This is a genomic window from Flammeovirga kamogawensis, from assembly GCF_018736065.1.
Classification (GTDB): Bacteria; Bacteroidota; Bacteroidia; order Cytophagales; family Flammeovirgaceae; genus Flammeovirga; species Flammeovirga kamogawensis.
This window is the reverse complement of record NZ_CP076128.1, coordinates 2,646,984-2,671,277: the sequence shown is the minus strand read 5'-3', so window position 1 is coordinate 2,671,277 and position 24,294 is coordinate 2,646,984. Positions and strand designations below refer to the sequence as shown.

Annotated in this window: 16 protein-coding genes and 4 tRNA genes; 10 read left to right on the top strand and 10 right to left on the bottom strand. The window is 33.0% G+C overall.

Annotation, left to right across the window (positions count from 1 at the left end; all coding sequences use genetic code 11):
* Nucleotides 1-62: 62 nt before the first annotated feature.
* The 5 genes from KM029_RS10610 to KM029_RS10590 all read left to right on the top strand — a co-directional run bounded on the left by KM029_RS10610 (nt 63) and on the right by KM029_RS10590 (nt 9,863).
* Complete coding sequence (locus KM029_RS10610) at nt 63-6,335, top strand: methyl-accepting chemotaxis protein (RefSeq protein ID WP_144073260.1); 6,273 nt, start codon at nt 63-65, stop codon at nt 6,333-6,335.
* Nucleotides 6,336-6,402: 67 nt separating this feature from the next.
* Nucleotides 6,403-6,951 carry a chemotaxis protein CheW gene (locus KM029_RS10605; RefSeq protein WP_144073259.1) on the top strand — a complete coding sequence of 183 codons (549 nt, stop codon included), beginning with the start codon at nt 6,403-6,405 and terminating at the stop codon, nt 6,949-6,951.
* Nucleotides 6,952-6,972: 21 nt separating this feature from the next.
* The gene (locus KM029_RS10600; protein ID WP_126618284.1) at nt 6,973-7,332 is read left to right on the top strand and encodes a response regulator; all 360 of its coding nucleotides are present in this window, start codon (nt 6,973-6,975) and stop codon (nt 7,330-7,332) included.
* A gap of 35 nt (nt 7,333-7,367) precedes the next feature.
* Entirely contained in the window at nt 7,368-9,155 is a 1,788-nt protein-coding gene (locus KM029_RS10595) for a chemotaxis protein CheA (protein ID WP_144073258.1), read from the top strand.
* A gap of 36 nt (nt 9,156-9,191) precedes the next feature.
* Nucleotides 9,192-9,863 (top strand): hypothetical protein, encoded by a 672-nt coding sequence (locus tag KM029_RS10590; protein ID WP_144073257.1) that lies wholly within the window; start codon nt 9,192-9,194, stop codon nt 9,861-9,863.
* Here KM029_RS10590 and KM029_RS10585 read toward each other — a convergent pair.
* The 4 genes from KM029_RS10585 to KM029_RS10570 form a co-directional block, all read right to left on the bottom strand.
* Entirely contained in the window at nt 9,860-10,360 is a 501-nt protein-coding gene (locus KM029_RS10585) for a methylated-DNA--[protein]-cysteine S-methyltransferase (RefSeq protein WP_144073256.1), read from the bottom strand. The genes KM029_RS10590 and KM029_RS10585 overlap by 4 nt on opposite strands.
* Nucleotides 10,361-11,983, bottom strand: coding sequence for an apolipoprotein N-acyltransferase (lnt, locus tag KM029_RS10580; protein WP_144073255.1), 1,623 nt, complete (start codon nt 11,981-11,983; stop codon nt 10,361-10,363). It abuts the gene before it with no gap.
* Entirely contained in the window at nt 11,983-12,711 is a 729-nt protein-coding gene (gene rsmI / locus KM029_RS10575) for a 16S rRNA (cytidine(1402)-2'-O)-methyltransferase (RefSeq protein WP_144073254.1), read from the bottom strand. The genes lnt and rsmI overlap by 1 nt, the downstream gene beginning before the upstream one ends.
* 146 nt (nt 12,712-12,857) lie before the next feature.
* Nucleotides 12,858-13,838, bottom strand: coding sequence for an AAA family ATPase (locus tag KM029_RS10570; protein WP_144073253.1), 981 nt, complete (start codon nt 13,836-13,838; stop codon nt 12,858-12,860).
* A gap of 889 nt (nt 13,839-14,727) precedes the next feature.
* Between KM029_RS10570 and KM029_RS10565 the strand changes: the two genes are divergently transcribed.
* From KM029_RS10565 to KM029_RS10555, 3 genes are read left to right on the top strand one after another with little or no spacing between them, the layout of a single operon-like run.
* Nucleotides 14,728-15,948: a hypothetical protein gene (locus KM029_RS10565; RefSeq protein ID WP_144073252.1), complete on the top strand. Its 1,221-nt coding sequence runs from the start codon at nt 14,728-14,730 to the stop codon at nt 15,946-15,948.
* Between the two features lie 8 nt (nt 15,949-15,956).
* Nucleotides 15,957-16,508 (top strand): condensin complex protein MksE, encoded by a 552-nt coding sequence (locus KM029_RS10560; protein WP_144073251.1) that lies wholly within the window; start codon nt 15,957-15,959, stop codon nt 16,506-16,508.
* Nucleotides 16,505-20,224, top strand: a complete 3,720-nt coding sequence (locus KM029_RS10555) for an ATP-binding protein (protein WP_144073250.1) — start codon at nt 16,505-16,507, stop codon at nt 20,222-20,224. Before KM029_RS10560 ends, KM029_RS10555 begins: the two co-directional genes overlap by 4 nt.
* 117 nt (nt 20,225-20,341) lie before the next feature.
* On the opposite strand, the gene KM029_RS10550 is transcribed toward KM029_RS10555, so the two are convergent.
* The 5 genes from KM029_RS10550 to KM029_RS10530 form a co-directional block, all read right to left on the bottom strand.
* Nucleotides 20,342-20,414 (bottom strand) — tRNA-Phe (locus tag KM029_RS10550).
* A gap of 38 nt (nt 20,415-20,452) precedes the next feature.
* A tRNA-Phe gene (locus tag KM029_RS10545) sits at nt 20,453-20,525 on the bottom strand.
* A gap of 37 nt (nt 20,526-20,562) precedes the next feature.
* Nucleotides 20,563-20,635: transfer RNA gene (locus KM029_RS10540), tRNA-Phe, on the bottom strand.
* A 34-nt stretch (nt 20,636-20,669) separates the two neighbouring features.
* Nucleotides 20,670-20,742, bottom strand: a tRNA-Phe gene (locus KM029_RS10535).
* Nucleotides 20,743-20,852: 110 nt separating this feature from the next.
* On the bottom strand, nt 20,853-21,533 hold the full coding sequence (locus KM029_RS10530; protein ID WP_144073249.1) for a SprT-like domain-containing protein: 681 nt from the start codon (nt 21,531-21,533) through the stop codon (nt 20,853-20,855).
* A gap of 114 nt (nt 21,534-21,647) precedes the next feature.
* Here KM029_RS10530 and mazG point away from each other — a divergent pair, with 114 nt between their 5' ends.
* Nucleotides 21,648-22,466 carry a nucleoside triphosphate pyrophosphohydrolase gene (gene mazG, locus KM029_RS10525; RefSeq protein ID WP_184679494.1) on the top strand — a complete coding sequence of 273 codons (819 nt, stop codon included), beginning with the start codon at nt 21,648-21,650 and terminating at the stop codon, nt 22,464-22,466.
* 354 nt (nt 22,467-22,820) lie between these two features.
* On the opposite strand, the gene sdaAA is transcribed toward mazG, so the two are convergent.
* Complete coding sequence (sdaAA, locus tag KM029_RS10520; RefSeq protein WP_144073248.1) at nt 22,821-23,723, bottom strand: L-serine ammonia-lyase, iron-sulfur-dependent, subunit alpha; 903 nt, start codon at nt 23,721-23,723, stop codon at nt 22,821-22,823.
* Nucleotides 23,724-23,805: 82 nt separating this feature from the next.
* Between sdaAA and KM029_RS10515 the strand changes: the two genes are divergently transcribed.
* Entirely contained in the window at nt 23,806-24,291 is a 486-nt protein-coding gene (locus KM029_RS10515) for an NADH-quinone oxidoreductase subunit A (RefSeq protein ID WP_144073247.1), read from the top strand.
* The last annotated feature ends 3 nt before the right edge of the window (nt 24,292-24,294 follow it).

The following is a 24,294-nucleotide window of genomic DNA, read 5'->3' as shown; positions in this document are numbered from 1 at the left end:
TGAGTCATGTATCTGCAACTCATTATTTATTACCCAATTATACCCGAAACTATCATTTAAAAATGGCACTAGGAGACAATATTAAGAAAGACCGCCTTTTGAGTAAAGACGACTCTTCTGCTGGTAACGAAAGATTTAAAAAAATTGCAAACGAAGATTGTAAAGATCTTAAAATCGAAGTACAGCGACTACGAGAAAAATCAAAAGCATTGGATAAAACTGTATTGGTTGTAGAAACGCAACTAGATGGAACAATTTTATCTTGTAATACTATGTTTGCAGATACTCTAGGGTATTCACCAGATGAACTATTAAATCAACCTTTAACAAAGTTATTATCTCCAAATACCCCCAAAAACTTTGCAGAAAGTGTTTTCTCTATTATTGAAAAAGGAGAAACATTTGCAGGTACTACCCAAAATATTACTAAAAGTGGAAAAACAGCTTGGTTAGATGTGACAATATCTCCTGTTCATGATGAAAATAACAAACTATACAAGTACTTAATGCTTGGTTTAGATGTTACAGAGACTACCCAAAAAGAACAAGAATTTTCAAACATTCAAAGTGAGTTAGATTCTAGAGTAAATATATTTAATACAGCAGCTTTAGTATCAGAAACAGATTTATATGGGACCATTACCTTTGCAAACGAAACTTTTGCAAAACTATCAGGATATACACCAGAAGAATTAATAGGTAAACCCCATAGTATTGTTCGTCATCCTGCAAATCCAAAATCATTATTTAAAGAATTATGGGATAAGGTTCAAAATGGACAAATGTTCCAAGGAACTTATAGAAACCAAGCAAGAGATGGAAGTCACTATTGGGTACAAGCTACAATTGCACCTGTATTAGATAAAGATGGCAAGCCAATAAAATATATTGGTGTACGTTTTGATGTAACGCACCAAATTGATCAGGAGAAAGAAATGGCCGCAATTCAAGAAGTTAATTCTGAATCAAACGGTATTTTAGTTTTGGATGCTGATGAAAAAGTTATAGAAGTCAATCCGTTAATACTATCAATTTTAGGATACACAGAAAACGATTTAGTTGGTAAAAGTCACTCAATACTATTGCCAAACGAAGCTGATCACCTAAAAATAGATCAGAATAGAAAAGAAAGTTTATCTAGAGGACAATTCGTAAAAGATACCTTTAAAAGAGTAGATGCTAGAGGTAATATAAAATGGTTAGAAGGTACTTATAGTGTAGTAAAAGATTACGATGGAAATATTACAAAAACAATAGTTTACCTTCAAGATGTAACCGAAAGACGTTTAGCCAATGCTGATAATAGAGGTAAAGTGGCCGCAATTGATGCATCATACATGCGTGTTGAATTTGACCTTGATAAGAACATTTTAGATTGCAATGATATTTTTGCCAATGTTGTAGGCTTTTCTAGAGACGAACTTATTGGTATTAGTCATAAAAAACTTGTAGATCCTGTTTATGCAAATTCTCAAGAGTATGAGGGTTTTTGGGATAACTTAAAAAATGGAGCATCTGATAAAAATGTTTATAAAAGAGTAGGTAAAAATGGTAATGTAATTTGGTTACAAGCAACTTATAACCCAGTGAGAGATCATGATGGGAATATTTATAAAATTGTAAAGATAGCTGAAGATGTTACAGAGAGACGTTTATTAAATGCTGATAATAGAGGTAAGGTTGCAGCAATAGATGTTTCTTATATGCGTGTTGAATTTGATTTAGATCGACACATTATTGATTGTAACGATTTGTTTGTTGAAGCTGTAGGTTTTTCAAGAGAGCAATTGATTGGTATGGATCATATTAATCTTGTTGGAGAGGAATATGGTAGATCACAAGAATATAAAAACTTTTGGAATAACCTTAAAAATGGAGAGTTTGATAAAAACGTCTATAAAAGAGTTGTAAATGGAGGAAAAGAAGTTTGGTTGCAAGCAACTTACAATCCAGTAAGAGACCATGAAGGCAATATTTATAAAGTTGTAAAAATTGCTGAAGATGTAACTGAACGTAGATTAAATAACTCAGAAAATAGAGCAAAATTAAATGCCATATCAGATGTACAAGCTGTTGTAGAACTTGATTTAAATGGTAATGTGCTAAAATGTAATAAGGTTTTTGCTGATTTAATGGGGTATACCCAAGAGGAATTAGCAGGAAACCATCATAGCAAATTAGTGGAGAAAGGGTATGGTACCTCTATTGAATATAAACGTTTCTGGGAGAAACTAAATCAAGGGGTTCATGATGAAGGTGTTTATCGACGTATAGCAAAAGATGGAAAATTAGTTTGGCTACAAGCTACATATAATCCAATTTATGATTTAAATGGAACTGTATATAAAGTAGTTAAATATGCTACTGATATAACTGAACAGATAGAAACACAACGTAGATCGGAAGCATTAAAGAATGAATTAGAATCTAGAGTTAATGCTTTTAATTCTGCAGCACTAATGTCAGAAACTGATTTACATGGTACAATTACATTTGTAAACGATACTTTTGCTGAACTATCTGGATATACAAAAGAGGAGTTAATTGGACAACCACATAGTATTGTTCGTCACCCATCAACTCCTAAAGAGGTATTTAAAGAACTATGGGAAACCATCCAAGCAGGTAAGGTATTTAAAGTGAAATATCGTAACCTAAAGAAAAACGGTGGTTATTATTGGGTTGATGCTACTCTTGCACCAATCTTAGATGCCGAAGGTAATCCTGTTAAATTCATAGGTATTCGTTTTGATATTACGGAACAAATGGATCAACAGACAGAAAAAGATGGTGTTGATGAAGCACTTTCTAAATCGACTGGTGTTCTTGAACTCTCAATGTCAGGAGAATTATTATCTGCAAATGATACAATCTTAGAAGTTTTAGGTTACAATGAAGGGGAATTATTAGGTTTACATCATGATAATTTATTACCAGATGATCAAGATGTGGTTGATAAAAACAAAGAACTGTGGTCTAAATTAGCAAAAGGGCAGTTTAATGTAGATTCTTATAAAAGAAAAACAAAAACGGGAAAAGATGTTTGGTTAGAAGGTTCTTATAACCCAATTCAAGATTATGATGGAAACTATGTTAAGATAGTAGTTTACCTACAAGATATTACTCAACGTCGTTTAAATAACTCGGAAAACAGAGCAAAAATAAAAGCGATTGGAGATGTACAAGCTGTTGTTGAATTTGATTTAAATGGAAATATTATAGAGTGTAATGACCTTTTTGTTGAAACAACAGGTTATTCTAAAAACGAGTTAATAGGAACACACCATAGAACTTTAGTTGAAGATAGTTATGCAAAATCAATAGAGTACGAGCGTTTCTGGGAGAAATTAAATCAAGGTGTTCATGATGAAGGTGTATATAGAAGGGTAACTAAAGAAGGAAAGGTAATTTGGCTACAAGCAACTTATAACCCAATCTTTGATTTAAATAATAAAGCATTCAAAATTGTAAAATATGCTACTGATATTACAGATCAAGTAGAAACGCAACGAAGATCTGATGCACTAAAGAATGAATTAGAATCTAGAGTGAATGCCTTTAACTCTGCCGCATTGATGTCAGAAACAGATTTACATGGTAACATTACTTTTGTAAACGATACATTTGCAGAATTATCTGGATATACTAAAAAAGAATTACTTGGTCAGCCACACAATATAGTACGACATCCGTCTACACCTAAAGAGGTATTTAAGGAGCTTTGGGAGACCATCCAATCAGGTAAAGTATTTAAAGTGAAATACCGTAACCTTAAGAAAAATGGAGGGTATTATTGGGTAGATGCAACACTTGCACCAATCTTAGATGCCGAAGGTAATCCTGTTAAATTCATTGGTATTCGCTTTGATATTACGGAGCAAATGGATCAGCAAACAGAAAAAGATGGTGTTGATGCAGCAATCTCTAAATCATCAGGTGTGATGGAGTTAACAATGGATGCTCAAGTAACATCTATGAACGATACTCTTTTAGAAATTCTTGGTTATAATGAAGGAGAAATAATAAATAATCCTCACGATGTATTAGTAGGTGTTGATCAAGATAGTGTAATTAGAAATAAAGAACTTTGGTCTAAAATTCAAAAAGGTCAATATGTAGTAGATTCTTTTAAAAGAATAACAAAAGATGGAAGAGAGGTTTGGCTTGAAGGATCATATAACCCAATTCAAGATTATGATGGAAACTATGTAAAAGTAGTTTCATACTTACAAGATATTACGGAAAGAAGAATCCAAAACGCAGATAACCGTGGTAAAATTGCAGCCATTGATTCATCTTATATGCGTGTAGAGTTTGATCTTGACGCCAGAATTATTGATTGTAATGACATTTTTGCAGAAGCTACAGAGTTTTCAAAAACAGAATTGATTGGCATGAAGCATATGAACTTAGTAGATAAGGCATATGCAGAATCACAAGAGTATAAATCATTCTGGGACCGCTTAAAACAAGGAGAGTTTGATAGAAATGTTTATAAGCGTTTTACAAAATCAGGAAAAGAAGTTTGGTTACAAGCAACTTATAACCCTGTTAGAGACCATGATGGTAAATTCTATAAAGTTGTAAAAATTGCTGAAGATGTAACACAACGTAGAATAGCCAATGCTGAAAATAGAGGTAAAATAAATGCGATTCTAAAAGCACAAGGATCAGTAGAATTTGATCTGCAAGGTAATATTTTAGAAGCGAATGATAATTTCTTATCACTTGTAGGCTATAGGCTAGACGAAATTAGAGGTAAACACCATAGTATGTTTGTAGAGTCTGAATTAGCCAATAGCTTTGAATATAAGCAGTTCTGGGAAAAACTTAGAAATGGCGAGTTTGATGGTGGTGAATATAAACGTATAGGTAAAGCAGGTAATGAAATATGGTTACAAGCAACTTATAACCCTATTGAAGACGCAGAAGGGAACATCTTTAAAATTGTAAAATATGCAACAGATGTTACAGAATTTAAAACGGCATATAATGCACTTTCTGATTTCTTAGAAGAATTAGCAAAAGGTAATTTTGATGCAAAAATTGATATCGGAAATGTGAACTTAGACTCTGATATCGGTAAAATGATCAACAACAATAGATCATTAAGAGATAACTTGAAAACATTTATTGATGAAATAAATCGAGTTGTACAAATAGCCGGAGAGCAAGGTAAATTAAGTGAACGTTTAGAGATTCAAGGTGCACAAGGAGCATGGAAAGATTTAGCAAATGCCTTTAACGACTTGTTGATCTCAATCTCTGAACCTCTATTAGAGTTCCAAGACTTAACTAAAGGATTAGCACAAGGAGATTTATCAAAAAGGTTTACTGGAAAAGCTACTGGAGATATTGGTCAGATGGCCAATGGTCTAAACGAAGCCATTGATAGTTTGCAAGCATTACTTCTAGAAATTGAGGGAATGTCGAATACAGTGGCAGGGTCTTCAGAGCAGATGAAAGATAAGTTCTCTATCATGGATACTTCAACAGGTACTGTGGTATCAGCCATTCAAGAAATTTCTTCTGGTATGTTGGAACAAGTAGCAAGAACAGATGAATCATCTAAATTAGTAGAAGACATTCTATCAGCTGCAGAAGATACAGGTAATAAGGCACACGTCATTAACCGATCTGCAGAATCTGGTATGGAATCTTGTCAAAATGGTATGATGATTATCAAACACCTTGTAGAGAACATGAATGCCATAGAAAACTCAGCAGGATCTACTTCAGATTCAATTGAGATTTTAGCCAAACGATCTGAAGAGATTTCTAGAGCACTTACAGTAATTACAGATATTGCATCTCAAACTAATTTACTTGCACTGAACGCAGCAATTGAGGCCGCTAGAGCAGGAGAAGCAGGTAGAGGATTTGCAGTTGTAGCAGAAGAGATTCGTAAACTAGCTGAAGATTCAAGACAATCTGCAGGAGGTATTGAAAAAGTAATTCAAGATGTTCAGAAAGATGTTGGGTTAGCAACTAAAGCTATCGACAAAATGGAAGAGTCGGTAAAAGTTGGTAACGATGCAACAAAAGATGCCTCAGAAGTATTTAAGACAATTCTTGATTCATCTGAAGAAACCTTGAAGCTCTCTAAAGATGTACTTGAAGCAACAGATACACAGAAAGGTTCAATTGATTCGGTAGTTCAAAACATCGAAAAAATTGTGATTGTATCTGAAGACACTGCCGCAGGAACTAAAAATGTGGCCGGAGTTGCAGATGAAATGTCTACTTCTGTAAAAGAAATGGGAGAAACATCAGAGCAATTAAACGAAGTGGCAGAACAGTTGAAAAACGGTGTCAATAAGTTTAAGTTAAAATAATAAAATAGAGGCGTAGTATTGCTACGCCTCTAAATAAAATACCCAAAACTATAAATACACAATCATTATGAATGTGGAAGAACCAAGTAGTGCATCTTCTAATGAACAAAAAGTTTCAGCTGCAATTGAAATGACTCGTAGCGATGCTGATCAAGAGAAAAAAAGTAACATTATAGTCTTTCGATTGGGAGAAGAAGAGTATGGTTTAAGGATTGATCAAATTAAAGAAGTCGTGATCACTCCTAGAATTACCCAAATACCGTTAACTCCTTCTTATGTTAAAGGTGTTGCCAATATCAGAGGTAACATTTTAGCAATTATTGATCTTGAAGATAAATTTGCTTTAAGAAATACGATGAGCGAAACAAGTGGTTATACTTTAGTAGTAGAAAGCCATGAGTACAATATGGCTATTTTAGTAAAAGATGTTCCGAATACATTATCTGTTGCAGATACAGATATTGATTATACTCCAGCTGTTGTAACAGAAATGCACGGAGATCAAGACTATATTAATGGGATTATAAAACTAGATGACCGCTTAATCATATTGATAGATATTTTTAAGATTATAACAAAAGATGACCTTAAAACTGTTATTGGAGCCAAAATATAATTAACTGAAAATTTATTACCCATGTCAAAAAAAGTATTAATCGTAGACGACTCCTTGTATATGCGATCTATTATAAAAGATGCATTGGAAGGTGTTGGTTATGAAGTTATAGGACAAGCCTCTAATGGGGTTGAAGCCATAGATTTAGCATTAGAATCTGAACCAGACCTGATTACTTTAGATAATATCTTACCCGATATGCTTGGTTTAGATATCCTTAAAACATTAAAAGAAGAAGAACTTACTTCTAAGATTATCATGATTAGTGCCGTTGGCCAACAATCTGTAGTAGATGAAGGTATGAACCTTGGCTTAGATAGTTACTTAGTAAAACCTTTTACACCTGAGCAACTTACAGAAGCAATAAATCAAATTATGTAATTATGTAGTTTTGCTACTACCCTGAACTTACACGAATGAAAGAAGAAGAACTAAGACAGATATTTTTAGCCGAAGCACAGGATAGTTTCGAAGAACTCAATCGCTTATTTACTCAACTAGAAAAAAATCATGGGGATAGAGAAGCAACTGAGGCCATCTTTAGAATTATCCATACTCTGAAAGGAAATGCAGCCGCAATGGGATTTGATGATGTTGCTTCTATAGGACATCTCTTAGAAGATATCTTCAGTGAAATTCGTAAAGGAAAGATTCTTCTTACTGCTATGGTCTTTGATGATCTCTTTAAAGCAATTGATAAGCTTGGAGAGATGATTGAAGGTGTAAAAGAAAATAAAAAAGTACCCTATAAAGGACTAAGAGCTAAATTAAAAGTGATTCTTAGAAACCTAAAAGGAGAAATTGAATTTAAAGCAACTCAAGGAGGTGAATCATCTGAGGAAAAAGATAAGGAATTAGAAAAAGAAGTTAAGGAAGAACTGACAGAGAGCCAGAAAGAAATTTTAGCTTCAGAACAACCTGTTCCTCTTGGGGTAAATTTAGCAGAAGAATTTGCTGATGAAGAAGAGAAAAAATCAAAAATTACCTTCTCAGATTTTGTTCAAGTTCCTGTTAGTAAATTAGATGATCTTTTAAATTTAGTAGGTGAGTTAGCCATCGAAAAAGATCGAATAATTGCTCAAGGAGCAAGCTTTGGAGCGACAAATGAGTATACTAGATTATACAGAATAACATCAGATTTACAATACTCAGTAATGGGAGTACGTTTGGTGCAAGTTGGAGCATTATTTCATAAATTCCATAGAATTATTCGTGATGTAGCTACAATTGAAGGTAAAAAAGTAAATCTTGAACTTGAAGGGACTGAAATTGAAATAGACAGAAATGTATTACAAATTATAAGTGATTCTATGATTCACTTAGTTAGAAATGCAGTCAGTCATGGAATTGAAAGCCCTGAAGAAAGAAGAAAAAAAGGAAAGCCAGAGGCAGGGAAAATATTACTTCGTGCATCTTCTGATAAGGAATATGTTATTATAGAAATTATAGATGATGGTAACGGGGTAGATGCAACTAAAATAAGAAAGAAAGTTTTAGAAAAAGGCCTAGCCTCTCCAGATACTCTATCTGCTTTATCCGATGATGATGTAGTTAAATTTATTTTCGAACCAGGATTTTCTAGTGTCGAAAATGTTACCGCTGTTAGTGGTAGAGGGGTAGGAATGGATGTGGTGAAAAAGGCTGTAGATGCTGTTGGAGGTAAGATAAATACTTACACAGAACTAGGAAAAGGCACTACTTTTAGTTTGAGTTTGCCATCGTCTATGGCTGTTAAGTCTGCTTTGTTATTTGTAGTAAATGATACAGAATATGCAATACCGTTATCATTTACAGAAGCCGTAATTTCAGTAAAAAGGTCAGCAATTCATAAAGTAGGAGGAGGGTTAGTAACAACTCACTTGGATGATACAATTACTGTAATGTTTTTAAGAGACCTATTTGATTGTACAAACTATGACGAGTTACAAGATGCCCAGTTATTACATCGCTCTTTTGATCAGATTGAAGACGATGAAACTAAAATAAATATTGTTGTTGTTTCTGTAGATAACAGAATGATTGGTTTTGTTGTAGATAGGTTACTTCAACAAAAAGAAATTATTGAAAAACCATTAGGTAAACCAGTAGAAAATGCACGTTTTATTAGTGGAGCAACTATCTTAGGAAATGGAAATGTTTGTTTAGTATTAGATGCAAATGATATTTCAGAATTTCTATTCAAACCTGCATTTGTTGCCGTTTAATTAAAAATGAAGAAAAGAACTAGAGTATAGATTGTCATGATTCAATCCCAATTTACAGTAGAAAACGCATACTTAATTAATGATATCACTAACATTGCATTAGGCAATGTGGCAAATTCTCTTTCAACAGTATTGAAAGATGAAATTATTGTTAGAAATGTTTTAGAGGTAAAAGACCTAAATAATCAATTGCTAAGAAAAGATTACGATGGTAATGTATTTGTATTAACAACAAATATTATCGGTGATATGAAAGCGGAAACAATGCTGATTATTCATAATGAAGATGAGCAAGGGATTATAGAGAAGATTTTACCTAGAACGGAGTGGGGAAAAAAACAAATGAGAGAAGCAATGCTACTTGAATTAGATAATATATTAATTGCAGCTTTTGTAACTAAGTTTGCAAACTTATTTAATGCGTCAATTTACGGTCATGTTCCTGGTATAAAGGAAATGACAAAAGCAGATTTTAATGGATACATAAAGGAAAGAGAAGAGAGTATGAATGTATCTTATGCATTAAAAGCTGAATTAGGAGCTTTTAAATCTAGAGTTAATATGGAACTAATTTGTATGTTTGATGAAACACTAGTGCCATTTGTCAATAATTTTGATATGGAAAAAGCATTTGTAGGACATCAAGAAGAAGGTAACAAAGAAAGTAAGGAAGATAAAAAAGGATTCTTTAAGAATATCTTTGGCTAAAACATACTTAATTGTTCTTGCCCATATTTGATATAACCTTCATGCTGAAGTAGCCATTTCTTTCTACCTATTCCTCCTGCATAACCAGTTAGAGAACCATCACTACCAATAACTCTATGGCAGGGTATTGCAAGTGCTATTGGGTTTTGTCCATTTGCAGCACCAACAGCTCTTATAGCCTTCGGGTTTCCAATTCGCTCAGAAATATCTAAGTAAGAAGCTACCGTTCCGTATCTTACTTTACAGAGTTCTTTCCAAACGGTTTTCTGAAAGGTTGTTCCTTTAATATCAATAGCAAAAGAGAATCCCAATTTACTATTTCCTTGAAAGTAGTTATCCAACCATTCAATGGCATCCATAGTATGAGGGTTAGGAAGATCATTTAAAATCTCTTCGTCCTCATCTAAAAAACGAATTTTTGAAACACCTCTAGGCGTTGCTTCTACAAGCATTAAACCTAGAGGTGTTTCTATATAGTCTCTAAAAGTTGTTTCCATCTAGATTTGAAGTGCTTTTTTTCGCGTGATTCCAACAGCCAACATAGTTACTGCAAGAACTGCAGCTACACGAGCAATATAGTCACCATACAAAGTATAAAAAGTGTTTTCTTTATTGATAAATACTTTCCCTACTTCAGCACCCATTTCTCCATATGCAATTGGTTGAAGAATATCACCTCTTTGATTAATAAAACAAGAAATACCCGTATTAGCAGAACGAGCAACACTTTTTCTTGTTTCAATAGCTCTTAGTGATGAAAAAGCTAAGTGTTGTTTATGACCAGGAGTAGTATCCCACCAACCGTCATTTGTAATAACAGTTAAGAAATCGGCTCCTTTTTTTACATAGTCAGTAACATATTCTCCATAAACAGATTCATAGCAAATTATTGGAGCAACAGCTACAGTATCATTATAAAAAACAGCTCTTTCTTCTTGTCTTCCAAGACCTCCAGAACTCCCTCCAAAGTTTAAAATTATTGGTTTTAAAATCATTGGAAATGGAATAGCTTCTACACCAATTACTAACTGAGATTTATTATAAAAAGTAACAGGATCATTACCATGCACTCTTAATGCGGTGTTAAACATGTCATAATATCCTATGTTTTTAGAACTTCTGGCTGTTTCTGATTGAGCAGAATCTCCATAAATTTTATATGTATCAGCTCCAGATATCAGTGTAGTATTAGGGTACTTTTGCATAAATTTCCTAATTGATATAATATCTGTACTTCTATCTGGGTATTTTTCATCTATACTTTTACTTATAGAAGTTTCTGGCCAGAATATAAATTTTGTAGAAGGTGTTATAGCTTTTTCAGATAATGCCATCATTCTTCTAACTTGTTCATCTGGATTGATATATGTTTGCGTATTTTGCTCTCCTGTTCTAGCGTTATATCTAAATTTCTCTGTGTAGCAGTTAATGTTTGGCTGAACAACCATTACTTCTATTGGAGTACCTACATCTTCGTGATTGTAGTACATAAAAAGAGATACACATACAGGAATAGTAGATAAGAAGAAAATAGAAACAATTTTTCTTCCACTTACCATAAAACTAAAGAAATAAACGTTTAGTAAAAGAATCCAAAGAGTACCACCAAATGTACCTGTATATTCATACCATTGGGCTAAAGAAGGAGTAAAACTCAATACGTTCCCTAGGTTTAACCAAGGCCAAGAAAAATCCCAATACAGGTGTAGGTATTCAAAAGCAATCCACCAGCATACAAAATCTAGGTGGAAATATTTACCATTTGATATCCTTCTTGTATGGTGAAAGGCTAAAAATGGAAGTGCCATTAAAGCAGCATTTGCTCCCCAAGCACTTAGAGTAGTCCAAGATGAGGCATACCACAACCACCAATACGCAATAAAATTAAAAGTAAATAAAGCCAAAAAAGCAAAACCATAAACTTTCCAACCTTTAAAGCGCTGATCACTCTTTGCAATTACTCTTTCAATTTCTAAAAGAGGAACAAGACCAATAAAAACCAATGGGAATAGGCCATGCCAAGATACACCTAATAGTACACCACTTAGTAGTGCTAATACCCAAGGGTACCATTTTTTTTCACTATTGGCTACAATAAAATCATATAAAAATTTTCTCATTATTGATCCTGATCTTTGTATTTATATTTGTTGCCTTTAGGCTTTTTTTCTATTTTTTTACCCTCTACTACTACTACAATTTCTCCTTTTGGAGGGTGTTCTGTGTAGTAAGCGGCTAATTCTTCTAAGGTACCACGCTGCGTTTCTTCATGAAATTTAGAAATCTCTCTAGATACACTTGCCTTTCTGTCACTTTCCCAAGCTTCTGCTAGTTGATCAAGAAATTTAACTAAACGGTGTGGAGATTCATAAAAGACAATTGTACGTTGCTCTTCTGCTAATTCTTGAATTTTTGTTTGTCTTCCTTTTTTATGAGGAAGAAAACCTTCGAAAATAAACCGATCAGAAGGTAAACCAGAATTGACTAAGGCAGGAACAAAAGCTGTAGCACCAGGTAAAGTTTCTACTTTAATACCGGCCTCTCCACAGGCACGAACCAATATATATCCAGGATCAGAGATAACAGGAGTACCTGCATCAGATACTAAAGCAATTTTTTCTCCTTTTTGTAATCTATTTAATAACCCTTCAACCGTTTTATGCTCATTAAATGCATGATGACTTTGAAGGTTACTTTTAATCTCAAAATGTTTTAATAATTTTCCAGTATTACGAGTGTCTTCAGCTAAAATAGTGTCTACTTCATTAAGTACTCTTAAAGCGCGCGCTGTAATATCTTCTAGGTTACCAATCGGAGTTGGTACAATATATAATGATGTCTCTTCCATAATTTATTTCTTAATAACAAAGATAAGCATCTGTTTGATTGATTTGTAGTTAATGCTTTGAATACTTAATAATAAATTAGAACTATTAGTAAAACAAAAGAGCCATCATTTCTGATGGCTCTCCTTTATAAATTCTTGTATGATGATTACTTACTAATCTTCACCTTATTCAATATTGCTTCAATAATTTCACGAGTAGTAATTTCATCGGCTTCCGCTTCATAATTTAATATAATACGGTGATTTAAAACATCGAAAGCAATTTCCTTGATATCTTCAGGAAGAACATAATCTCTACCTTCAAAGAATGCAATTGCTTTTGCCGCCCTATGTAAATTGATACTCGCACGAGGAGAAACACCAAATTGTATATATTGAGCCTCTTCGTCTAAACCATATTCTTTAGGAAAACGAGTAGCAAAAACTAAATCAATGATATATTTTTCTAAAGAGTCACTTACTTTAACTGCATCAATTGCATCGCGAATAGCAAAAATATCTTCTTTAGAAAGAATAGAACGCACCTTGTCATCAAACCCTTGATTGGACATACGACGCATTACTTCTAATTCGTCTTCCTTTTTAGGATATTGAATGTAAACCTTTAACATAAAACGGTCAACCTGTGCTTCAGGTAGAGGGTAAGTACCTTCTTGTTCTACTGGGTTTTGAGTTGCAAGTACTAAGAATGGCCTATCTAACTTAAAAGTAGTTTCGCCAATAGTTACTTGTTTTTCTTGCATGGCCTCTAGTAAAGCAGCTTGTACTTTTGCTGGAGAACGGTTTACCTCATCTGCTAACACTAAGTTAGAGAAAACAGGTCCTTTTTTAACTTCAAATTTACCTTCACGCTGATTGTAGATCATTGTACCTACTAAATCCGATGGAAGTAAATCTGGAGTAAATTGAATACGTTGGAAATCTAAAGCCAACACATTCGATAATGTATTTACTGTTAGCGTTTTTGCCAAACCCGGAACACCTTCTAAAAGAACGTGACCATTTGTAAAAAGCCCAATTAATAATCTATTTACCATGTAGTCTTGTCCAACGACTACCTTACCTACTTCTGAAATTACCTCATGAATTTTATCATGTAGTTCTTTATGATCTCCTGTATTTTCCATGTAAAATCGAAAATTTAATATTTACCACGTAAAAGCTAAAAAGAATAAAGGTTAGATACACCTAAAAAACTTTAGCATTAACTATGTTCTAATATGCAATTTACACGATGAAAATAATTATTGATGATATTCATTTATTGCTAAACGATTTTTAACGTTTACTAACATAAGAAATGATTTCCTTCTCATTCAATTTACTCTTTTACCCAATGTTATAATACAAATAGCATTTATTTAAGGATAATCTTTCAAAGATGTATTTGATGATTGGCTTTAATCACAAAAAAATGCCAAGAAGATTTTCTTGGCATTTCCTGCTGCTCAGGTATGAGTTTGTTAGCAGTGCTGATGACAGAATTCCATATTATTCCTAGAATTATCTACCTGAGCTCATTCAAAATATATAGTCGTATATAATCAATTCAATTCATTTCATTTCTTTCAATATTATTTTGTACCGTTTCGGTATTGTCTTTCTGGTCAGTAGTAGTAGAGTTACTTGTTAAATTAGATAACCCTAATAGAGTTATTACAATTAGTAACACGAAAAACGCATATAATTTGTGAGATTTCATGACATCATTTTTATTGGTGATTGTTTATATATGTCAAATATGCGTAAATAATACACTAATGAAATTGATTTTTATCTCTACCGAAAGGTGATACTTATCATTATTAGTGTTAAACAGTGAATACTTATTCATTTTTAAAAAGTGAAAATAATTGATTGTTTAATAGTGATTTACTTTTTCATTTAAAAAGAAAAACAATAAAATATTGGATACCTCTGCATAAAAATTACCTTCCTTCTTGCAATAGTAGATTCATCTTTATTTATTGAGAATTGCAATGAATTTATCTAAATAAGACTAGATTTTATTAGCCAGTGGCAGATATACAAACAGCAGAAGAATTAATAAAGGAACTTTATAGGCACAGAAAAGTGATTCAACATCTCTTTAAGAGAAAGAGTGCATCCTTTGATGAGTTGATTGATGTTTCTGATGGAAAAGAAAAAGAAATACTTCAGGCTAATGCTAGAGGAATTATTTCTGTGCAAGAGGGAGAACCTGCAAGACTTGACGAGAGACTACTAAATTTTGTGGAAGACTTTCTTGAAATTAATGAGGATATCAGAAATTTTGAGGTAGATGAAAGCATTCGTATTCTTAAAAAAACGATTTATTTATACGAAATAGACGAAGATGCAAGAGAAAGAGAACGTTATTTACATCGAGTTAAACGCTATTTAAATAGTATTGGTAGAGTTATACGTAAAAATGCATCCACTCTTAGTGCTTTAGTAAAACAAGAATATAAAACGGCTTCTTCTATTGAATTGAAGAGGATTAAGATAGAAGACCATAATGAACAAGCCGAAAAGTTATTAGAGCTTATTCAGAATGCAGAAGAATTACTAGATAACCCATTTTTTAGAGTAGTTCAAGATGAAGGATTACGTGCAATTGTAAATGATTTACGAGCAAATCATTTAACAATGGCAAGGCATAATTTAATTGCATTACGACAAGAAATTGTTCGTTTTATCAATCAAATTGCTGAACTAGACCGTCAGCATAAAAAAATAATTCAGCTTAAAAAATTCCGTGATTTATACGAATTAGAAATACGTACCAACGTAGAAGAAGTATTCACTCACGAGGATGCTTTATTCTTTGATACCCAACTTCGTTTTCAAACACACTTAGATCTAGATTATCTAAGAGGAGATGGAGGGTTAGATATAATCGAAAGAGTGGCTATTCGTCGTCAACATAAGATGAGAATGCAATTACAAGCTGAATTAGATATTGATGATGCATTATTAGATCCACAGCAACAAACAATGTTGCATATAGACTTTAGTAAGCTTAAAAGAGCCTTTTTCTTGCAACCCAACGATCTTTTTTCTTTTGTGAAATCATATGATTTTGGACAAGAGATGAGTGAAGAACAATTAATAAAAGTGTACTGTCAGGTAGCACTAATTTTTGAAGATGAGATGGATTTTGGTTTAGCTAAAAATCCATTTGATGAAGCAAAACACCTTGAATTTAAAGGGAAAAAGCTTGCATACATCACACCAAAAAGAAAAGAAAAGAAATAACATTCAACATGAATATTGACCATACAAGTACAAGAAGAGTATTCGAACTGCTTAGCCGTGGACAGTTTTTAAGTGCTAATGCTATCAAACCAGAAATTAGAAAACTCTATGATGAAGTAGATGAATTCTTTACTGGATTTGAAAGTATGTATGCACCATTAGGCTTCCATTTAAAAAAAGGAAATAACTATTATTACTTTTCTAGAGAAGGCGGAAAACAAACAATTGAAGAAAAAATTGAACGTTTTTACCGTTACATAGATCGCTTGGCTTTCTTTGCCACATTTGCTCCGGGATTTGGAGAGGGGATGCGCTTCTTTATAAAAGATATTGTACATAAATGTAATGTAGAAACAGATTTAAATGAGCAGTTATCAAGACTAGCATCAGATAAAAATATTTCTACACACGATAAAGTCCGTGATTTAGTAGACGAAATGAGACGTCATGGTTTTATGGATTGTGAAGACGAAGAAAATGAAGGTTTCATAGTTTTATCGTCTTACAATTATTTAAAAGATATTGTTGATTTAATTGATATTGATCCGAACAACGAATGAATGTACCACAAACTCCAAAGAGATTCTTAAATAAACTTGTTCTAATAAAGAGTGCTGGATTTGATTACGCTGAAGTAGATTTAAGCGGTAATGTTCACTTTGTTGGCTCAAACGGATTTGGAAAAACAACTGTACTTAGAGCAGTTTTATTCTTTTATCATGCTACTTCAGAAAAACGTGAATTGGGTATAAAAGAACAACAAATGTCTTTCTCGGAATATTATTTCCAAGATTTGAATGCTCGTTTAATTTATGAAATTCAGACACCAAGAGGAAAGCATTGTTTAACAGTATATAAATCTGGCGGAAGATTAAAGTTTCGTTTTATTGATGCAGCTTACAATAAAAACTTCTTTATAAAGGACAGAAAAGCTTGTAATCATGAAGAAGTACTTGATTTACTTTCAAAAGGAGAAGTTACTTTTTCAGATGAAATTCGTCGATTTGCTGATCTTAGAAAAGTAATTTATGGCGTAAGCAAGAATAATACACAGTATAGCCTATTAAAACCATCTTTAGGAGTTAAAAGTCATCAGGTTGATGGAATACCTAAAGCAATTACAAATATCTTTAGAAGTTCTGGTTTAAAGTCAGATTATATTAAAAGAGCAATTGGAGAGGCAGCTTCTGCTGACCATGAAATGCAACCAATTTCTCTGGAAACAATAGCGAACTTTATACATGAATTTGATGATCAACTTACAGATTTTGAAGATTTTGAAAAAAATAAATCAAATGCTGAAGAAATTGTAGGACTTGAAGCAGAAATCACACAACAACTTTCTTATCAACAACGCCTTGCCAAACAAATTGGTGGAGGAGTAGCCTTAGCTGAAAAACATTTAGCAGATAGTGAAAAACTATTGGCTCAGATGCAGGTGGAAGAAAATGAGATGAAAAAGAAATATGAGTCTGCTGAAGAAGTTTACCAAACAAAGACTGCTGCTGTTAATCAAGAACTAGGTGAAGTAAAGGCTACTCTTAAAGAAATTGAACGTAGAGAAAAAGAATATGCATCAATCTCTATTTCAGGAAAGTCGTTTACTATAGAAAAGTTAATTGAATTATGTGCTGAAGAGCCTAGAATTAAAGATCAATTAATATATCAGCAAGAAGTAAAGCAAATGCTTGTGGCACAAACGGCTCAAGTAGAACGTCTTATTGATGATCAAAAGAAATCTTTAGAACAAAAGTTTACAGCCAGAAAAAGTGAATTTAACGAGGGTAAGCAACTTTTAAGAGAACAGTTTCATTCCCAAAAAGAAAAACTCAGCGGAGAGAAACAAACTGCGTTAGAAGAATTACGAAATAAGTATTTTGCTAGAGAAGGAGAGTTTAGAGTACAACTAGATCAAGCAAAAGAATTAAAAACACGTGCAGAAGTAGCTTTAGAAATAGAAAAAGAAAAAGATTTTTCTAAAAGTCTACTATCAGAAAGCAATACCATGAGGGTTAAGCTTTCTACGGATATAAAAGAGCATAAACAAGCGATTTTAGAAACCGAAAACACAATAAAAAACACCAAAGAAAGACGTCGTTTAGAGGAACAAATTATTCGAAACGAAGCTAGAAATCAACAAGCTGAATTAGAAAGGCAATTAAAGTTGATTTCTGATGAAGTAGATGAATGGAAACTTCGTCAAGAAGATTATGAAGGTACATTTAGATCGTTTTTAGATCAAAATAAATCAGATTGGTCAGAGTCAATTGGTAAAGTATGTGATGAAGAGTTATTATCTCGTAAGGATTTAAATCCTTCTATAGTAACTGGAGATTCATTTTATGGTATTAATTTAGAAGTTGGAGCATTAACATCAAAAGTGACTTCAACAGATAATATTGCGACTATTTTAGAGCAAAAAGAAGCTGCTTTGGTTTCTGCTCAAATCAATTTATCTGAATTAGATACTATAATTGATAAAAAAGTTGAAGCACTTATAGGTAATTACAGTAAGAAGTTAGGACAGTTGGAACAAAAACTATCGGATCTAACTTCTAAGGTAGTTCATCTAGAAACTGCTCTAAAAGAAGCAAGAGAGCAAGAAGCATCAATTATAGAAAAAGCTAATGTCCTAAAAGAAGCTGCGTTAGTAGAGTTAAGGAGGAAGTTCCGCCTTGCTCAAGAGGCTTGTGATAGTGTAGAAGGGAAGTTATCTGATCTTAAAGATGACCGTTGGTCACAAGAGAATGAAACATCTGAATTATACACAAACAAGCTCAATGTATCATCTTCTGAAATTGAGACGAAAGTTGCAAAGTTAGAACAGGAGTGGGCAGCTTATGAAGGTGATCATGCTATACGTATCAAAGAGTTGGAAGAAGAACGAAAAGGTCTTCTGGAAGAAAAAGGGATTGATACAGAGAAGTTACAAGAAGTAGAAATAGAGATTCAAGCTTTATTATCAAAAATAAAAGATGTTGAACAAGCACAAATCATAAAGAGAGATTATGAAAAGGATAAAATTTATTATCTAGACGCTGCTGATGAAACACGAAATAAGAAGAAGTATCAAGAAAAAGAATTAGAGAATCTTAAAGGAGATTATAATAAAGCTGTAGAAGAATACGAAGAACAGTTAAATTACCTTGATGATAAACGAGATACTTATCGCCGAACTAAAGATCATAGCAATCACTTATTAAAGCAATTTAAAGCAGCTAAAGAAGAGGATGAACAAGCTTATGTTAAGTTGCAAAAATATTTAGACGAGGGTGCAGGTAATGTAAATGAAGCTGAAATTAATGATGGTGATTTGTCATTTTTATTAACTGAATTACGTAAATCTTTAAAAGAGCGTAATAGGTTATCAGGTGCTTTTAAATCTAAAGGACAAATATTTACTGGTGTTTTCAGAAAAGAAAATCATTTAAAAATACCTACTTTATATGCACAATCTTCTTTACAAGAGTTTATTTATTTGGCTAAAAATATTCTTCCAAGTCTATTGGATGGAGAACGCTTAGCACATATGAAAGACCAGCTAGAGAAGCAACATAGAGAAATTATTAGTTCAGTAGCTCGTCAGGTAAAAGATCTTTCGGATACTTCTGATTTAATTAAGAAGATTGTAAAAGATATTAATAATGGTTTTGCAAGAAGTAACTTTGTTGGTGTTGTCAAGTCTATTGAATTAGAGTATAATGAGAACAATACACCGTTATTAACTACTCTAAAAAAGATTTATCGTTTAAATCAAGATGTAGCTTTTACAGATCAAGGAGATATTTTTAAAGTGAATATTAATGCGAGTTCAAAGGATTCACGACAGTCTGTACAGCTATTAAAAGATTTACGAAGAGTAATTAAAGACAACAATCAGAAACAAATTACTCTGGAAGACACCTTTATGTTGCGCTTTCGAGTAATTGAGAATAATAATGATACAGGGTGGGTAGAAAAGTTATCTAATGTTGGTTCTGAGGGGACGGATGTTCTTGTAAAATCTATGATTTATATTACGCTTCTTACAGTGTTCCAAGAAAATGCTTATAGAGATCAGCACGATTACTTTGTTCATTGCGTAATAGACGAGGTTGGTAAATTGTCAGATCGTTACTTACGTGATTTAATTCACTATACAAATTCTAAAAATATTAGGTTGATTTTTGGGTCACCTAACGAGAATGATCCATCTATATACGATCATGTATTAAAATTAGAGCGTAACTCTAAGAGTAATAAAGCAAGTATTGTCAAGCTAGTTAGTGAGATGTAATACTCACTTAATCAAATATAAAAGCCATCATTAGAAATTAATCTGATGATGGCTTTTTTGATTTCCGAAATCATAAATACAAAAAAAGCCTACCCAAAAGGATAAGCTTAATTTTTGTGGTGATGGGCGGATTCGAACCGCCGACACACGGATTTTCAGTCCGATGCTCTACCAACTGAGCTACATCACCGGGAAACTATTTATAGTCTTGTTTAACCTTAGACTTTGTGGTGATGGGCGGATTCGAACCGCCGACACACGGATTTTCAGTCCGATGCTCTACCAACTGAGCTACATCACCGGGAAACTATTTATAGTCTTGTTTAACCTTAGACTTGTGGTGATGGGCGGATTCGAACCGCCGACACACGGATTTTCAGTCCGATGCTCTACCAACTGAGCTACATCACCAGAAACTGTTTATAGTCTGTTATCTTAGACTTTGTGGTGATGGGCGGATTCGAACCGCCGACACACGGATTTTCAGTCCGATGCTCTACCAACTGAGCTACATCACCAGGAAACTTTAAAAGCTACCTTTTTTGCTTAACGCGGTGCAAAAGTGGGGAAAAAGTTTGTTTATTCAAACATTCTACCGAATAAAATTTTAAAATAAATCAAACAGTCGTTAACAAGCTTTGTCATGTTTAGTAGGGTAATGAATATTTACTTTTGCTAAAGAATTGATTCTAAATTGTTTGCCACTTGATTTTTCTGTGCATAAAAAATATTTTCTCAATTTCTTATTACGAATAAAAACACGTCCATCTTCCATAGAAAACTCATCTCCATCAATTAAATCTTCTAAAAAAGGTGATTCATCTTGAAATTCATCATAATTGGAAAGTGCTTTTTTTAATGCGTTATCATTACCGCTAGATGCAGATGGATTTTGTTGATGTACTTTAATTGCTTCAAGTAAATCTTTTGGGAAAGTATTTTTCAAAATTAAAACCTCTAAGAGTTCTCCAAATTTTGCTTTCCATTCTTTTCCATGTGGTTTAACTTTCTGTTGATATTTGGACCATGTTATCAAATGTGCAACTTCGTGAGCAAATGTAATAGCAAACTGATATTGATTTAGTGTGGCATTAATACTAATTCTATGGCCATATCCTTTTTGTGGTGGCCTATAATCACCGTTAATACTTTTTCTACCACCTTTAATAGATACATAAATTTGATATTCAAGAATCCATTCAGCAAAAGTAGTTGCAGCACTAATAGGTGTATATTTTGATAATCGTTCAGAGATCTCAGTATGGGTCATTGACAATGGGGATGTATTGGGGCTACTTTTCTTTTTCATATAGAATTTATCGATTTCTGAGTTCTTAATTTAACTTTTACTTGATTAGTGCAATATTGTGTTTCTAATTGACAATATAAATTGAATTATAAGACAAAATTAAACCTTTATTTTATGCAAGGCGATAAAAATATTGAAGATCCAAGATTAAGAGCATTTAAAAGATTATTGGATATAATGGACGATTTAAGAGAGAAATGTCCATGGGATCAAAAACAAACAATGGAAACACTTCGTCATTTAACAATAGAAGAGGTGTATGAACTTTCTGATGCAATTTTGGAAAATGATACCCAAGAAATAAAAAAGGAATTAGGTGATGTAATGCTACATCTAGTTTTTTATGCAAAAATTGGCTCAGAAACACAAGATTTTGCAATAGATGACGTCTTAAATAGTATTTGCGAAAAACTAATTGTACGTCATCCTCATATTTATGGAGATGTAGAAGTAAAAGATGCTGAAGAGGTAAGTAGAAATTGGGAATTGATAAAATTAAAAGAGAAAGAAAATAAAAATAAAACAGTTTTAGGAGGAGTTCCTAAATCTTTGCCTGCTGTTTTAAAGGCATTACGTATTCAGGATAAATCTGCTGGAGTGGGTTTTGAATGGGACAATAAAGAAGATGTATACAAGAAAGTAGAGGAAGAGTTACAGGAGCTTCAGGATGAAGTTACTGCTTATGATAATGGAGAAGATAATTTAGATAAAATTGAGGATGAGTTCGGAGATGTGATGTTTTCTATGATTAACTATGCAAGATTTTTAAAAATAAACCCATCTGATGCTTTAGAAAGGACAAATAAAAAGTTTATCAATAGGTTTAACCAAATGGAAAGGTTTATGAAGGATGATGGTGTTGATTTTGAATCTTTGTCTTTAACTGAAATGGATCAATATTGGGATCAAATAAAAAAAACTGAAAAAAAATAAAGTTTTTTTTGTCCACTCCTTATTCCTAGTTGTCATAAGGGTAAGAATAATTATCTCACTTTTTACAAATATTAGGTAATTACTTCATTCTCAATTGTTTGTTCGTTAAATTATGATGTTATGGTAACTTTTAGCTTCAAGAAAAAAAATAATGACACTCTTGGTTCGAAATATAAAAACTATGCGAACCAATTTGAGACGGCATTAAAAAACTTAGAATTATACACAGCTGAAGAAAAGGAAAGAAACCGTGTTGAATTGAATAAGAAATTTCAAGGCTACGTTCTATAGTAAAGATCTACAAAAATAAAAGGCTGCTTAATTTGGTATTAAGCAGCCTTTTTTGTTGAAAAATTATTCATCAGACGAATCTATAATATCAATATCTGATATCAAGACTCTTTTAGATATAGCTTTCCCTGTAGGTGTAGCAGCAAGCCCACCCATAGCAGTTTCTTTATAACGGTCTTCCATACTTTGTCCTACTTCTCCCATTGCGTCTACACATTCATCAACAGGAATTACTCCACTAACATTTGCTAAAGCAATCTGTGAAGAAGAATTTGCAATTGCAGCAGCACTGGCATTCCTTACAACGCATGGAACTTCAACTAACCCAGCTACTGGGTCACAAACCAATCCTAACATGCATTGTGTTGTAATGGCAACTGCATTGAAAATAACATCTATAGAACCTCCAAGACAGTAAGTAATTGCTCCAGCAGCCATTGCAGCTGCAGTACCTGTTTCTGCCTGGCAACCTCCAACAGCACCTGCTATTCCAGATTTTTTTTCCATAATTAATGCGATGCCTGCAGAAATTAATAATGCCTCATGTATTTTCTTATCAGGAATACTATGTATTTCTTGTAAAGTAACAAGTACACCTGGTAAAATACCAGAGGCTCCAGCTGTTGGTGCAGCAACAACTCTACCCATGCAAGAATTAACTTCTTTAGCAGCTAATGCACGTGCAATAAGTAGCTTAAATTCTTCGGAAAGCACATTAATAGGTGATTTTTTTACTTTTTTACCTCCATTCTCAATCATACCAGATCGAGATGTCATATCTTCATTGAGCCCAGTTTTTACAGCATCTCGCATAACGAAATATGCTTTATTTAAGGCTTCTTCGATTTCTTCTTGAGTACGTTCTTTTTCTCGTATCTCATAGTCTAAAACGGGTTGAAATAAAGGGACTTTTTTCTTGTCACAATACTCTTTCCACTCTAAAAATGTTTCAAAAAGTACGGCCATGTTATGATAGTGTTTATATGGTTAGTATTTTTATCGAAATTATTCACAAAAGAAATACATAAGTTTCTATTTTTCTATTAATATGAGTAATCAATTACTAACAGACTTCGGGAATATCTTTTTATTTATACTTGTTGGTGTAATCTTCGCACTTGGAGGGTTGTTTACAGCTATGATACTGAGACCCAGACGTCCAGGTGAAGAAAAATTAACTACTTACGAAAGTGGTGAAGACCCTATTGGCTCAGCATGGGGGAGTTTTAATATTAGGTTTTATATTGTAGCATTAATATTTTTATTATTTGAAGTAGAGATATTATTCTTGTTTCCTTGGGCAACTGTTTTTGGAGATCCTGATAAAATAGAAAGTACAAATGGAATTTGGGGCTGGTTTGCCTTAGTAGAAATATTTTTATTTGTAGGAATACTTATTTTAGGATTAGCATATGTTTGGAGAAAAGGATTTTTAGATTGGGTAAAACCATCAAATGTTCATCAAGCAGTAGAAAAACAAAGTTTTAATAAAGCTCCTTACGAGCAATTCAATAAAAAATATATAAACAAATAAACT

Coding starts and splice junctions, on each gene's coding strand:
- KM029_RS10610 (WP_144073260.1), top strand. CDS start 63: ATGGCACTAGGAGACAATATTAAGAAAGACCGCCTTTTGAGTAAAGAC.
- KM029_RS10605 (WP_144073259.1), top strand. CDS start 6,403: ATGAATGTGGAAGAACCAAGTAGTGCATCTTCTAATGAACAAAAAGTT.
- KM029_RS10600 (WP_126618284.1), top strand. CDS start 6,973: ATGTCAAAAAAAGTATTAATCGTAGACGACTCCTTGTATATGCGATCT.
- KM029_RS10595 (WP_144073258.1), top strand. CDS start 7,368: ATGAAAGAAGAAGAACTAAGACAGATATTTTTAGCCGAAGCACAGGAT.
- KM029_RS10590 (WP_144073257.1), top strand. CDS start 9,192: ATGATTCAATCCCAATTTACAGTAGAAAACGCATACTTAATTAATGAT.
- KM029_RS10585 (WP_144073256.1), bottom strand. CDS start 10,360: ATGGAAACAACTTTTAGAGACTATATAGAAACACCTCTAGGTTTAATG.
- lnt (WP_144073255.1), bottom strand. CDS start 11,983: ATGAGAAAATTTTTATATGATTTTATTGTAGCCAATAGTGAAAAAAAA.
- rsmI (WP_144073254.1), bottom strand. CDS start 12,711: ATGGAAGAGACATCATTATATATTGTACCAACTCCGATTGGTAACCTA.
- KM029_RS10570 (WP_144073253.1), bottom strand. CDS start 13,838: ATGGAAAATACAGGAGATCATAAAGAACTACATGATAAAATTCATGAG.
- KM029_RS10560 (WP_144073251.1), top strand. CDS start 15,957: ATGAATATTGACCATACAAGTACAAGAAGAGTATTCGAACTGCTTAGC.
- KM029_RS10555 (WP_144073250.1), top strand. CDS start 16,505: ATGAATGTACCACAAACTCCAAAGAGATTCTTAAATAAACTTGTTCTA.
- KM029_RS10530 (WP_144073249.1), bottom strand. CDS start 21,533: ATGAAAAAGAAAAGTAGCCCCAATACATCCCCATTGTCAATGACCCAT.
- mazG (WP_184679494.1), top strand. CDS start 21,648: ATGCAAGGCGATAAAAATATTGAAGATCCAAGATTAAGAGCATTTAAA.
- sdaAA (WP_144073248.1), bottom strand. CDS start 23,723: ATGGCCGTACTTTTTGAAACATTTTTAGAGTGGAAAGAGTATTGTGAC.
- KM029_RS10515 (WP_144073247.1), top strand. CDS start 23,806: ATGAGTAATCAATTACTAACAGACTTCGGGAATATCTTTTTATTTATA.